This is a genomic window from Inconstantimicrobium porci (assembly GCF_009696465.1).
Lineage (GTDB): Bacteria > Bacillota > Clostridia > Clostridiales > Clostridiaceae > Inconstantimicrobium > Inconstantimicrobium porci.
In genome coordinates this window covers 36,828-51,082 of record NZ_VULX01000017.1, presented here as the reverse complement: position 1 = coordinate 51,082, position 14,255 = coordinate 36,828, and the positions used below count along the sequence as shown (strand labels likewise).

General features: G+C 28.4%; 9 protein-coding genes and 1 CRISPR repeat array. All 9 genes read right to left on the bottom strand.

The window, feature by feature from the left end; all coding sequences use genetic code 11:
• Positions 1-130: 130 nt before the first annotated feature.
• Positions 131-4,267: direct repeats of the CRISPR family, unit length 29 nt; unit sequence CTTTACATTCCTCATAGTTAATATAAAAC.
• A 305-nt stretch (positions 4,268-4,572) separates the two neighbouring features.
• Positions 4,573-4,836 (bottom strand): CRISPR-associated endonuclease Cas2, encoded by a 264-nt coding sequence (gene cas2, locus FYJ33_RS11095; protein WP_154531805.1) that lies wholly within the window; start codon positions 4,834-4,836, stop codon positions 4,573-4,575.
• Between the two features lies 1 nt (position 4,837).
• A complete protein-coding gene (cas1b, locus tag FYJ33_RS11090; protein ID WP_154531804.1) occupies positions 4,838-5,821 on the bottom strand; it encodes a type I-B CRISPR-associated endonuclease Cas1b in 984 nt (327 codons plus the stop codon).
• A gap of 3 nt (positions 5,822-5,824) precedes the next feature.
• Positions 5,825-6,340: a CRISPR-associated protein Cas4 gene (cas4, locus tag FYJ33_RS11085; protein WP_154531803.1), complete on the bottom strand. Its 516-nt coding sequence runs from the start codon at positions 6,338-6,340 to the stop codon at positions 5,825-5,827.
• A 99-nt stretch (positions 6,341-6,439) separates the two neighbouring features.
• On the bottom strand, positions 6,440-8,578 hold the full coding sequence (cas3, locus tag FYJ33_RS11080; RefSeq protein WP_328598689.1) for a CRISPR-associated helicase Cas3': 2,139 nt from the start codon (positions 8,576-8,578) through the stop codon (positions 6,440-6,442).
• Between the two features lie 71 nt (positions 8,579-8,649).
• Positions 8,650-9,312 carry a type I-B CRISPR-associated protein Cas5b gene (cas5b, locus tag FYJ33_RS11075; RefSeq protein ID WP_154531802.1) on the bottom strand — a complete coding sequence of 221 codons (663 nt, stop codon included), beginning with the start codon at positions 9,310-9,312 and terminating at the stop codon, positions 8,650-8,652.
• Between the two features lie 5 nt (positions 9,313-9,317).
• Entirely contained in the window at positions 9,318-10,223 is a 906-nt protein-coding gene (gene cas7i, locus FYJ33_RS11070) for a type I-B CRISPR-associated protein Cas7/Cst2/DevR (RefSeq protein WP_154531801.1), read from the bottom strand.
• Complete coding sequence (gene cas8a1 / locus FYJ33_RS11065; RefSeq protein ID WP_154531800.1) at positions 10,224-12,029, bottom strand: type I-B CRISPR-associated protein Cas8b1/Cst1; 1,806 nt, start codon at positions 12,027-12,029, stop codon at positions 10,224-10,226.
• Positions 12,030-12,041: 12 nt separating this feature from the next.
• Positions 12,042-12,779 (bottom strand): CRISPR-associated endoribonuclease Cas6, encoded by a 738-nt coding sequence (cas6, locus tag FYJ33_RS11060; RefSeq protein ID WP_154531799.1) that lies wholly within the window; start codon positions 12,777-12,779, stop codon positions 12,042-12,044.
• Positions 12,780-12,850: 71 nt separating this feature from the next.
• Positions 12,851-13,801 carry a helix-turn-helix transcriptional regulator gene (locus FYJ33_RS11055; protein ID WP_154531798.1) on the bottom strand — a complete coding sequence of 317 codons (951 nt, stop codon included), beginning with the start codon at positions 13,799-13,801 and terminating at the stop codon, positions 12,851-12,853.
• Between the last annotated feature and the right edge of the window lie 454 nt (positions 13,802-14,255).

Below are 14,255 nucleotides of genomic sequence, written 5' to 3'. Positions count from 1 at the left end.
ATATGCCACCAAAGGAATTTTATACTCTTTATCTTGGAGAGCATCTAGATAAAATTTGCATAAAGATATAATATTGAGAAAAAAGAAGAATTTAATAGATTTTGTCCAATATAAAGGGGTTAATCCGGTTCTTTACATTCCTCATAGTTAATATAAAACCTGAAAAACAATTGAAAGCTATAGACTTACTTATCAACTTTACATTCCTCATAGTTAATATAAAACACTCTTACAGACGATACAACTAAAAACTTAGGCCAACTTTACATTCCTCATAGTTAATATAAAACCTTTAGAAACTGGCATAAATGCAGTTAACTTATTTACTTTACATTCCTCATAGTTAATATAAAACCCAAAACTATACTCAGCCTCTTCATCATCTAACTTCCTTTACATTCCTCATAGTTAATATAAAACCTTGATATATTGAAGTATCGTCTACAAAATAGTGTGCTTTACATTCCTCATAGTTAATATAAAACCTTCTAAAGTTTTAAATGCTACCGTAAATTATAGTAGCTTTACATTCCTCATAGTTAATATAAAACTAAGCTATCCAATATTATATTATCTATAGTTGCCACCTTTACATTCCTCATAGTTAATATAAAACCATTAGGAAGAAGTCAAGTAGAACCTTCAAAGATGTCTTTACATTCCTCATAGTTAATATAAAACCTCAAATTAATAGATTATACACAATAGCAAGACTCACTTTACATTCCTCATAGTTAATATAAAACCCCACTATATGTTTTAAAAAAAATATCCAGTTTTCATCTTTACATTCCTCATAGTTAATATAAAACAATAAATAAAGCAGTATTAAATCATATGAAGAGCATCTTTACATTCCTCATAGTTAATATAAAACGATTTTTGCGGGAAAAAGAAATTAATAGAAAGAAATCTTTACATTCCTCATAGTTAATATAAAACCTGCGCACTTCCACACTATTAACGTGTGTACTCTACTCTTTACATTCCTCATAGTTAATATAAAACTTCATTAGAACACTTTCTTGAACAACAAACTTGTTTCTTTACATTCCTCATAGTTAATATAAAACCTCTAAGGGAAGTTATGGAACAGTTACGAACTAAAACTTTACATTCCTCATAGTTAATATAAAACGCTATAAATTCTATAGCTTTATCACTTTGTATCTGGTCTTTACATTCCTCATAGTTAATATAAAACAGGCATGACAAATGAAGAGATATTCGAACAACTCCCTTTACATTCCTCATAGTTAATATAAAACGAAAAACAGAAAAACTACTTCAATAGGTAATGCAGACTTTACATTCCTCATAGTTAATATAAAACACAAAGCCTAATGCAATCCCTATTTTACCAGGTAATCTTTACATTCCTCATAGTTAATATAAAACCCGTTTAAGCTTTCGACAACTTGATGATTCAGCTTATCTTTACATTCCTCATAGTTAATATAAAACGCTGTAATGGAAAAAGAAATCATACAGGGGGATACAAACTTTACATTCCTCATAGTTAATATAAAACCTTCCCCGATTATACACTATATATTTCTATATAGGCTTTACATTCCTCATAGTTAATATAAAACCTATTCTTTTTTGTTAGCTCCACAACTTTTTTATGTCTTTACATTCCTCATAGTTAATATAAAACCTGCAAGTACAAACTCAAATACCAATGTTAGTATGTTCTTTACATTCCTCATAGTTAATATAAAACCTTCTCCGTGACCAGTAGCACTTTTACCACCTATATACTTTACATTCCTCATAGTTAATATAAAACTTTCCCTTTGATTATTCCCGAAAATAAAGGCATTATTACTTTACATTCCTCATAGTTAATATAAAACGTATACAATTATCTCTAATGACGGGAGTTTCCTTCTCCTTTACATTCCTCATAGTTAATATAAAACTACAGTCGCACGATGATTCTGTACGTTCTAGAGCAGCTTTACATTCCTCATAGTTAATATAAAACGTCAGCTTAAAGCAGGTATTCCAGTTCGTTTAGCAACTTTACATTCCTCATAGTTAATATAAAACACGAAGTTACAAGAACATAGCAGAATACCACCTTATCTTTACATTCCTCATAGTTAATATAAAACAACAAATTATACTGCTTATCATAATCGCTCTTAGATCTTTACATTCCTCATAGTTAATATAAAACATATGGGTGGGGAGTTGATAAGATATATTCTCATTACCTTTACATTCCTCATAGTTAATATAAAACAACTAGAGCACAAGCAGAAGATAGAGTCCATAGAATCTTTACATTCCTCATAGTTAATATAAAACGCATTGTTCCAAGACTTTCATCTGAAAAATGCATTAACTTTACATTCCTCATAGTTAATATAAAACTCGGCACATCTCCTGTATTTATTAAGTTTGCAATTACTTTACATTCCTCATAGTTAATATAAAACTATAGAGTTATAGAGCCTAACACTTGGGGTAAACTTACTTTACATTCCTCATAGTTAATATAAAACATGGAAGAACATATAAAGCTTATCCTATTTATGACCTTTACATTCCTCATAGTTAATATAAAACAGAAAAGGAATGTATGTTTAAATCAGTCACTGCACTCTTTACATTCCTCATAGTTAATATAAAACCTTACCAGTTGTAACAACTTATAATACTGACATACCTTTACATTCCTCATAGTTAATATAAAACCTTTTGATGTGCTTGAATTTTATTAAATTTATAGAACTTTACATTCCTCATAGTTAATATAAAACACTATTAAGGACATACAAGATAGCTTTGAGACTAACCTTTACATTCCTCATAGTTAATATAAAACAACCCCCAACCCCTAATCATTTTGGGTTTGTACCTGCTTTACATTCCTCATAGTTAATATAAAACCATGTACCCCATTAAACCACGTAGTAAATGTTTGTCTTTACATTCCTCATAGTTAATATAAAACCTTGAAACAAATGATTCTGTAAAAAACTATATCAACTTTACATTCCTCATAGTTAATATAAAACGATTTTAAAATTTGTGATAGTGTAAATCAAAGTATGCTTTACATTCCTCATAGTTAATATAAAACGAGACAGAACTTGAACTATTTAAGTAGATAGTAAAACTTTACATTCCTCATAGTTAATATAAAACGCTCCTACTTGCTTCTTAGTTTCTTCGGATATTTTAACTTTACATTCCTCATAGTTAATATAAAACAACAGACACTGAACTAAAAGTAAAAGCGAATTCTTTCTTTACATTCCTCATAGTTAATATAAAACAAACGTCTTCTAATCTTGAACCGTTACAAACAAAAGCTTTACATTCCTCATAGTTAATATAAAACCAAAAGTGGGTTTAATTATAATCTTTTGCTTTTCGTCTTTACATTCCTCATAGTTAATATAAAACTCTTTGTACCTCTATTATAACATAAGTTTATGTTAACTTTACATTCCTCATAGTTAATATAAAACACGATAAAACGAGCAATATCAAATAAGACTCTTATAGCTTTACATTCCTCATAGTTAATATAAAACTCATGTACCCCATTAAACCACGTAGTAAATGTTTGTCTTTACATTCCTCATAGTTAATATAAAACTATGAAACTAAGTATTTTTATATTACACCTGAACAACTTTACATTCCTCATAGTTAATATAAAACGAGTAGCGTTTAAGAAAAAAGTAGGTGTTTGCTTTTACTTTACATTCCTCATAGTTAATATAAAACGAAGTTCTATCATTTGCAGAAGCAGAAGAAATTTACTTTACATTCCTCATAGTTAATATAAAACAAGAGTTAATGGTGCAAATTTTGCATGCATATACGGCTTTACATTCCTCATAGTTAATATAAAACTATTATTTTTACATTATTTGATATAATTCTTTTAAACTTTACATTCCTCATAGTTAATATAAAACTAATTTACTAGCTTTTTGTCTATACTCTTATATAAGCTTTACATTCCTCATAGTTAATATAAAACTTCCAGGTAACCCAAACTCTTTTAAAAATTCTTCCATCTTTACATTCCTCATAGTTAATATAAAACGTATGGGAATGTATGGGGGTACTTCTATTTTTAGAACTTTACATTCCTCATAGTTAATATAAAACTGCAACCTGGATAACTTAATTGAAATGCTGTTTAAACTTTACATTCCTCATAGTTAATATAAAACTGCTAGCTTGACTAATGGTCGTTACCCTGTAGTAGGCTTTACATTCCTCATAGTTAATATAAAACCCAATAAAATCTCAAAATAAAACCTAGTAAAATAGCGCCTTTAACGCGTCTAAAAACACGATTATTAATAACAATCTGCAGTACACCTCTAGTAGTGTTTCGAACTGTCTCTTTTAATTGACTGTAAACCTGCATGAATTCTTAATTAGAACATCATTTGTAATTTTATGGTTTTACTGCAAAAGTGCTAAAACATATTATTATCACATATATTTTTTATACTTTTATTATAAATAAACTGTATATAAATCACAAATCTTTGTGTATTTTAATTTTATTCCATCAATTTTGCAGTAAATCAATTATTATAGAAATAATTCATCATAATTCTTTTCCTGTCCAATTACTTCCTTAGTTATATTGTGAGAATTTTTAACAACATAAACATAAAGAGAATCTTCAGCAGGCAGTATGTCCTTATTAACATCAGCAAGACATTTATGGAGTTTTCCTACAGTTATTTCGCCTTCAAAAACTGAATTCTGTGTCCATGTCAAATATTTTTTGATGCATTTTCTTACTCTGTTAACTCTTTTTTCGCCTACATCATAAGTCAAAATAACGAACATTCTACCACCACGCTTTCAAAGGTTTATATGGTTCATTTTCAACAGCAGCCTTTATTATTTTATAACACTCTAGTTTAATTAATGTCCTATAAGAAACGCTCCTATTTAAAATTCTGTGCTTTACTGTAGTTGACAGCTTATTTTCCAATTCTCTTATAAACTTTTTCTTGCCATTTTCATTTAAATAACACATTTCATTATTTATATTAAAATCAGATGTTCTTATAATTTTTTTATTAATCACTGAAAATATAACACTATCTACAATAAGCGGTTTAAAGATTTCTGATATATCAAGACTTAATGAAAAACGTTTTGTTGATGGTTCATGTAGATAACTTATTGTTGGATCTAGCTGTGTTTTATATATTTCACCTAGAACAGTAGTATACATCATTGTATTTCCAAACGAAATCAATGCATTTATCGGATCTTGTGGAGGTCTTTTCTGTCTTTTATCCATATGGAAATCCTGATCTATAAATTTATTAAAAGCTGCATAATATGCATTTCTTGCTCTTCCTTCAGCCCCCATAACCTCCTGTATAGTAGCTGCTGAATTCATTATCTTTCTTTCATTCTCAATTATGGTAATATATTTAGCAGTTTTATCTTTATGTCTTCTTAGATTTCTAAGCATATGATGATTAGCAGAATCAATAAATGATTTTGCCATTTTAACTCTCAATGAATTATCAAGATACAAACGTGACTGATTTACAAGCACCAGTCCTGAAACATTTTTCTTTTTGGAATAATATGTGCCACTATAAAAGCCATAATAGTTATAAACATTAATTAAAATACTGTATTTTGAAATGTAATTTAAAAACTTAGTGTTAAGATCTATTTCACCAAATAAATGAAGGTGCTCTATTTCTTCTATAGGAATTGCTTTTTTATTATTCTCACAATCTATAAAATAAATTGTATTTTCTTTACGTCTTAACTGACCATTATTAAATACATAGTATTCACGTCCCATACTTTATTCCTCCCTTATATAGCAGTATTCAAAGTATGAACATTTTTTGCAGTAAGGAAACTTTTCAACTTTAGGTGGATATTTTTCTTCTAAAAGCTTTTTTATATTTTTAAGAGTATCTTCAATTAATAGTTCACTATCATGCGTAAGACTTATATTTTCGATTTTCTTTTCCTTTACATAATTTATAGTACCTTCTCTATCAATACCTAACTGTTTTAAATAATAAAGATAATATAGTAGCTGCATTTTATCAGCTTCTTTCATTTTGCTTGAAATCTTAACTTCTTTCACAAAATCTTTATTTATAATATCAACCCTGATAAGATTATCAATCAACAGCTCTTTTGTATTTTCTCTTCTATAAGATTCTTCATGAACTACTGAACCTTCGAGAACTCTGTCATTTCCGTTTTCCATAGTAATTCCCTTTGAGAAAAGCCACAACTTCCTCTTGCATATAAAGTAATAATTAATTTTTATTCCACTTACTTTTAAACTTTGAAAATCTATGGACATTATTTATCACCTCTATTCATATGAAATTACAATCATCAAGTTCATAAACATTAAGTCCAGTTTCGTAATCATACTTAGCATTAACTTTATATAATCCCTTCATTTCATCCAATTCTTTGCATAAAAAGCTTTCATTCTTTTTTTAGCCATGGTTATCTTGCCATTTGATACACTTATGCTTAGCTTGTTTATCTTTCTAAAAATAGCACCTTTATCTTTAACATCAGGGTCACTTAATTGTTCAAATAGATCAAGATTATTATTGTATACTTTCTCAGGAATAACACTAATTGAATTGATATCTCTTAATGTTTTTTGTGCTTCGCTTGATGTAGTACTATATGGCTGCATAACACTTATATCATGACAAGCCTTAGTAAATCTCTTATAAAATTCAGTTTCATTCAGCATCTCCTTTGAATACAACTTATCAACAAGATTAACTTTAACCTCTTCTTTCAAGAACCTCTTATCATAAGGTTTAAGGAGCTTAATACTTAGGTTAAATATTTCTTCATCATAAACATATTTAATTCCTGAAACATTATCGCAGAAAATATACACATTAGGCTCAGATGAATTATATTCTCTCTTTCTATAACATCTTCCATATCTCTGGAATTGACTGTCTAATGTACTCATTTCAGTAAAAAGATAATCGAAATCAACATCTAGTGATGCTTCTACTATCTGAGTACTTACCCATATGCCGTTTTCATGATTATCCTCCATAGTAAACTTCTTAATCTCATCTTCTTTTTCACTTCTATCAATATTATTAAACATAGAGTGTAGTAATTTTACTGATACTTCACCTTCTGAATAATCAGAAATCCTTTTATATATTTCTGTTGCTTTATCAACAGTATTAGCTATAACGAGTACCTTGTGATCTTTTCCTTTGTCGATAATATTTTTAATAGAATCGCATATATCACAATCTTTTAGTATAATTCTGTGACGTATTTTATCTGAGATAAACTCAGCAATCTGAAATTTTATACCAAATTCATTTAGTTTATCCTTATAAATTCTAGGAAGTGTAGCTGTCATAATCATAAACTTCCCACCCATATCTACAAGCTGCTTTACAGCATATAGAATTACAGCTGCAATTTCAGGAGAATATGCCTGTATTTCATCAATAACCACCTTTGAATAAGATAATGTGGCAAGTATCTTCTCATATCCTTTATACTTAAATGGATATTTGAATATCTGATCTATAGTAGAAAAACATAACTTCTTACTATATAAAGAAGCTGTTTCATATGACCTATACGCATCTTCATCACCCTGCTCATCCATATAGTCAATTGCTGTTGAATGTAATAATCCAACACTTTTATAACCAATATTATCTTTAACTCTGGAAAATAATGCGTTAAGACTTACTCTTAATGGTAGTGTAAAGAATGCTTTAGATTTATCTATCCAAAGAAGTGCGCTTTCTGTCTTGCCTATTCCTGTAGATGCAATCATTAAAATATTTTCATTTCTATGCTTTTGAGCAAACTGCTGAGGTTTTCTAAAAGACCAGTTATTCTCGCTAAAAAAACTCTCTGTGCATATACCAATATCTTTATTAGGATATTCTTCTACATCAATGTGAGCAGAACCAGAATGATCTAATCTATGAATTAATCCTTTAAGCATGATATAAAATTTATAATTTTCATCATCTGACTTTATTCTTTCATCTAAGTTAATCATAGAAACATACTTAGTAAATATTTTTTCCACATTACTTTCCATATGCTTATTTATATTATCTACTTCCTTATATAAAATATCAGATATATACTCTCTTATATCACTACTATCCTGCATACCATTTATAACCTGTGAATCTCGTTCATGATGATATGCCATTGATTGATACACGGTTTTTTTTAGTTCCTTAGGGATCTTTTTTCTATCTTCTTTTGACAAGAATGCAGGTGACAGATAATTATGATAAATTTCCTGATGTTCCTCACACTGAATTTCCTCAAGATTTAATTTTCTTCTCAATTTATTTTGAAACTGCACATTGCATTTACCAAAGTCATGATAAAAACAGCATGTATAAAGGATATCCCAAAATTTATCAGGAGTTATAAAATCTTTTACCACATCATCTATCTGTGATTTGTACTTATCTTTCAAAATCTTATATTCTTTTAAAACACAATCTGTATGTTCTCTTATTGTTTCTACCGGATTTGTCTTTGCATAATAAATTACTTTTTCACTCACCTTTGATAATCACCTCATAAACAATATGTGCTGCTGTATATCAAAATACAGTCAGCACATAAGATTTAACTTTAAGCCAGGAATGCAATATTCTGCTCATTTTTATCGTCATCAATGAAGTATTCTCCTTCATCAATATAGTTATTTTTTTCTACATACTTAACCTTTACTTTTTCCCATTGTCTAAGATCATTTTTTATTGTATAAACTTTGTTAAGTCTATATCTTATACCTTTTACATTCACATCATAATTATCTGGTACATACATGCTATACCCCATTTTCACGCTGTCTTCATCTTCATCAATTATATGATGTTCAAGATTTACAAACTTTATTAAGTCTATCCTTGCAATGTCTTCATTTCTTCCAAGAACGAAAGCTGATGACATCTCTTTAAATCCATTGTAAATTTTATTTAATGTATCCTCTGTAGCTGTTACATGAATTATCAATTTAACACCATAAAGCATGTGTACATTCATAGGCATAGAAGTCACATCGTTTCTTTTATACAATCTTGTAGTATTGTATGATGTGAATATTCCATCATAGCTGCCCTGGACAGAAATATTCATTGGATGATACTCATTGCTTTTTGCACCAATCACATTATGAAGCATTCCAATAATTGTTGAGTATGGAGGTAATGGATAAGTCTCTGTAACTTTAAATGCATAAGGCTTTCTGTAACAGACAGTCTCCTGATACATTTTAATCTTTAAAGCTTTCATTATAGTCACGCTCCATAATATTCGTTTACTCTGCTCTTTAAGTCTTTAAAGAATCCCTCTACACTTAATTTATTATCAGTAATGTTAAGTATCTCTTCCTCATTATTAAATATACCCTTTACAAGTCCAATTCCTGTATTATCCTTTACATTACAATCAAGTATTGTCATCTCTAAAGCATTTTTTAATGGTTCAACGTTAATATCGAACTTCTGGTTATTATTAATTAATTTAATTCTTCCTAAGAAAAATGGATTAGCTATATCATACATACCACCAATAATAAATAATGGTGATAAGTTTTCCTGTCTTCCCCTAATATTTCTATTTAGAATCTTAACTAAATCAAGGAACTGGTTTACTCTCTTTGCTCTTTCTTCATTTGAAAGTTTTATGTCACCATCAACGCCTATCTTATCTAAATCAATTGTAAATGTATATGAATAATAACTTAAGTGCTGCTCACTATTTGCTAAATTTGGATGTTCTCCTATTCTATCTGCAAATCCTTTATTGCTTAAAAAATCCATATCACTTTTATACGGTTCCAGTGATATAGCAGTAGAAACTCTTGCTGCTGCAGACCTTATTAATGAACCACCTTTATCATCATCACCTTTTTTAGCAGTCTTCATATATCCGAATAGATCCATTTCTTCTGAATCTTTTATTGTATATTCATTCTTAAATTGTATCGTTCCCTTGCTTTTATCGACAGTCTGTAGATTCCATCCAAAAATATCATTTCCAAGTCTTCTTATATCATAAGTAAGTGCTTGTCTTGTCTCTAATGAATAGTAGTTTCCATCATTTCTTGTTAACTTTTTAAGTTCTGATATATTTCCTATTCCCTCACCATAATTTAAGCTTTGTGCTTCAAAGATTATACTTGCGGTTATTGATTTTCCCATTTACTTTTCCTCCTTACTTTCTCTTTCCTTAGAATTTAAGCCTGCTATAAAGCTATGTGCAATTTCTTCATAATCTAATTTAGATTCCTTGATTATATCTAGGAATAAATATGGAATTTCCTTTTGTGCAGACATATATATCCTTATTACAGTATCCATAAGTTCTTTTTTATTCCCTGCTTTTGTTGCATTAAGAAGTCTGTAACATATCCCTGGCAGCTTATTTTCCCCATTATTATCTCTATAAACAGTAGCAATCTTACTGCCTTGCCAATAAATAAAGTCTAAATTCTTTTTAGCTGAATCATCCACTTCTTTAATTCCTCCTTCACATAATTGTTTATACTGTTTTAAATAATTCTCTATTTTAATAATTCTCAGTACATATAAATCAGTAAAGCTTTCTGTTTTAACACAAGAACGTAACTTTAAATCAACGATGTTTTGTAAGTTCTGATTTTTCAGTAATGCGTCAAATATTTCTTTTCTAAGTTTAGTGTCTTTGATAGACTGTAGCTCATCAGAATGGGCTACTATGAATTTTGCTAAGTACACTGGTATATTAAAATAATTCAACTTTGAATTCTTAGAACCATAGTCTGCATTAAATTCAACATATAATATATTCTGAAGCTGCCATAAGCTGATTTCTTTCTTCTGTCCTATATAATCTAAAACATACTGCTCAAAACTTATATCTTTACTACTTTGATTTCTAAATGCTTCATTCTGATCTATTAGATTTTTAAGACTGCCATCCATACTTATAAATCCGTAATATAGCTTATCATTATAACTATATTTTTCATCCATATAGTTTTTAAAAACTGTTGCTGCGCCGGCTGCAGTACATAATAAAACTAATCTGCATACAGGACATATAGGATATTTTGCATTGAAGTTCCAAAACATGTTCTGACTGTTTTCATCGCTTATTGCCAAAGGAATAAAGTTTCCATCTGAATAATCACTGCCATAAGATATTTCCTCTTCGCATATCTGGCATTTATTATACCTTTCTAGTATCTCATTAACTGATTTAGCTTTTCTTTTCTTACCAAATATATCCTTATTAATTACTTTAATAACTTTTTCAACGTCACTTGACTTTGAACTTATCTCATCACATTTATCTACTGTAAATTTCTTAAGTTCTTCTTCATCCTCTAATGAAATGATATTTTTTAAATTCTCAGAATCAATTACAGGCTGAACATAATCATTAAAGATAATCTGTTCCTGCTCTTTTATAGATTTACTGTTATTGCATACATTTAGAAAACTTACCTGTCCAAAGAAACTATTTGATAAGACTGATTTAAAATAATTAATTGTTATTGGGATATTAATCTTATCTTCAGATATTATTACTTTATACTCATCAAGCAAATGATTAAGCTTATCTAAGTCATCATATTTAATTTTCTTAACCTGATTAGCAATCTCTTCACAACGATTATATCCAGTAACCTTAAGCTTAGCTATTTTTTTATTTTTATCTGATATTATCTTTTTAATATCTTTAAAACTATCTGTAAATTTGCTCTTATCTTGTGCCCTGCTCATATTCCAATCTAAATGTGATCCTGTCAATTTTGCTGTATCATACTGATTAATGAAATATTTATAAAAACATGATGCAAATTCATTAAGAAGCTCAACATCAAATTGAATATAATCTTCATTAATATAATAATTAAATTTATCAAGATCTAAGTTATTGTAAGTCTGGTTATATTTCATGATTCTATTGAATCCGACTATTCCAAGCTTATAGAACCAATTATCAGAATTGTATATCTTCATTTTCTTCACCTCCTATACTAAATCAATTAGTCCAAAGCATTCACTACGCCTAAAGCCTATCCCCAGCTGCATTAGAAGCCTTAAATCTTCAATATCTCCTTCTAGATAAAACTGTCCACTATAAGCCTCAATATAGATGTAGTCTTTACTACTTATATTCTTAAAATCTGTTATCTTCTCTTTAGCAACAATTTTCTTCATTCTTACAGGTGTAAACGCTATATTTCTTTTTAATTTGTAGCCCCTATAAGTTTCAAGTGAAAGATCTGCTATATAATTTAACTCCTCATTAAACTTATCTATATCTTCAATGCTCACTGGCTTTTTGCTTTTATCAGTAATTACAACTGGTGATAAAGTCCTGCATAGTATTTTTTCCTCATTTACAACATTCTCTTTTTTAAGAATGACTCTATTAATTGTAATTTTATAATCCCTATATTGATGGCTTTTTAATTTTAAAAATCCGTTATATAGAGTTATCCCAAAATTATAATCTGGAGTTGAAATGATAATTGATCCTGAATCATTCAATATAAACTCATTATTTTTAATTTCATATTTTCTTAGGAAAACAGAGCTTGTGAAAGGCTTTATTCTCTTATTTTTCTTTTCTTCATAGTAATATAAATTTCTAAAATATTCTTCATCAGCAAGTTCCAGTGATTTTTTAATAACGCTTGTAATCATCATTCTATAGCACATTGGAAATTTCTTGTCTTCTGCATTAAAAATAACTTCTATTCTCATAATATTTCACCTCCCTTCGATTAATAGAATAAACTACATTATGGACGTATGATGTACTCAAATAATTTTTTTTAATTATTTTTTATCATATTCACTAATTTTTTATGTATTTCCTCTTTAAGCTTTAATGGTTTAATTATTTTTACGCAATCACCCATGCTTAATATCCATGAAAAAATCTCTGGTCCACCTTTCATTTTCGCTTTAAAGATAATACGGTCTTTGTATGTTGTTTCATCAACTTCCTGATTATCTACCCATAATCTTTCTTTGATTGTATTTGCCATAGGATATTTTATTTCAAGTTCTAAATCATACTCTTCACCACCAAAAATCCCTATACTATTTTTTCTATAATCACTAATAACTTTTTTCACATCAATATCTTTTTTGAACTTTTTATCTGTAACTCTGCAGTTAATGATTCTTCTTATTTTGAAAAAGCGTATCTCGTTTCTTAAAAGACAGAATGCAACAAGATATTTTTCACCCTTGTAAACAATAAACTGATATGGACATATAGTTCTTTCTGTAACCTTACCAGAATTATCTTTATATGAAATCACAGCCTCTTCTGATCCAAAAATACTGCTGTATAATTTATTTTCTATTTCTTTAAACTTTTCATCATTTTTCTTAATACGTGAATATGGAATTATAGATTCATAATTTGAAATGCTGTTATCGTCGTTTAGAATAGTATAATTAATTTTTTCAATTGCTTTATTAAGATCCGGGTTATTTTGCAATGCAGAACTATCGATAGATAAAACGGCTTCTTTAATAATGTTTACTTCCTGTTCTGAAAGCACTTCTTTAAAAGGAAAATAAGTATCCCTTAAACGATATCCTCCATTCTTTCCTGTTATAGATTCAATATCAAAAAATTCATCTAGTACTTCTTTATATCTAGTTATTTGTTTAGAGCTTACTTCAAGTTCATCAGCTAAATCTTTTACCTTTATAAGTCCTCTACTCTTAAGAATAAATAACATTTTTAAAGAATTGTTTAAGTTTCCCAAGCAATCATCTTCTCCTTATATTTTAAATATATTTCCATAATAACTCTCTTTTATAAAATGTCAACCAGTATAATTAATAGTGCTAATTTTAGCGCAAATAAAATAGAGAGTAATATTCAATATGCTGAATCTAACTCTCTAATTCTTTCCACATAGTTAATATATCATTTTTTGTAAATCTTCTAATTAAATATACATTTACAGTCCTTATGGTTAATATAATATCTGTTGAAAAGTATCATGATATGTATTTAAAATTTACATTCCTTATTGTTAGTATAAACCTTAATTAAAATTATTACCATACTCTCAAATAATATACGTTTATTACTTTCATAGTTAAGATAAAACCTTTTAAATATTAAAACAAAATTAACACAAAAAAATATCCCAGAATCTATTTGTCATCTCTTCTTCCATCCCCTCTACCAACTTATAATTTATCTACACTATA

Coding starts and splice junctions, on each gene's coding strand:
- cas2 (WP_154531805.1), bottom strand. CDS start 4,836: ATGTTCGTTATTTTGACTTATGATGTAGGCGAAAAAAGAGTTAACAGA.
- cas1b (WP_154531804.1), bottom strand. CDS start 5,821: ATGGGACGTGAATACTATGTATTTAATAATGGTCAGTTAAGACGTAAA.
- cas4 (WP_154531803.1), bottom strand. CDS start 6,340: ATGTCCATAGATTTTCAAAGTTTAAAAGTAAGTGGAATAAAAATTAAT.
- cas5b (WP_154531802.1), bottom strand. CDS start 9,312: ATGAAAGCTTTAAAGATTAAAATGTATCAGGAGACTGTCTGTTACAGA.
- cas7i (WP_154531801.1), bottom strand. CDS start 10,223: ATGGGAAAATCAATAACCGCAAGTATAATCTTTGAAGCACAAAGCTTA.
- cas8a1 (WP_154531800.1), bottom strand. CDS start 12,029: ATGAAGATATACAATTCTGATAATTGGTTCTATAAGCTTGGAATAGTC.
- cas6 (WP_154531799.1), bottom strand. CDS start 12,779: ATGAGAATAGAAGTTATTTTTAATGCAGAAGACAAGAAATTTCCAATG.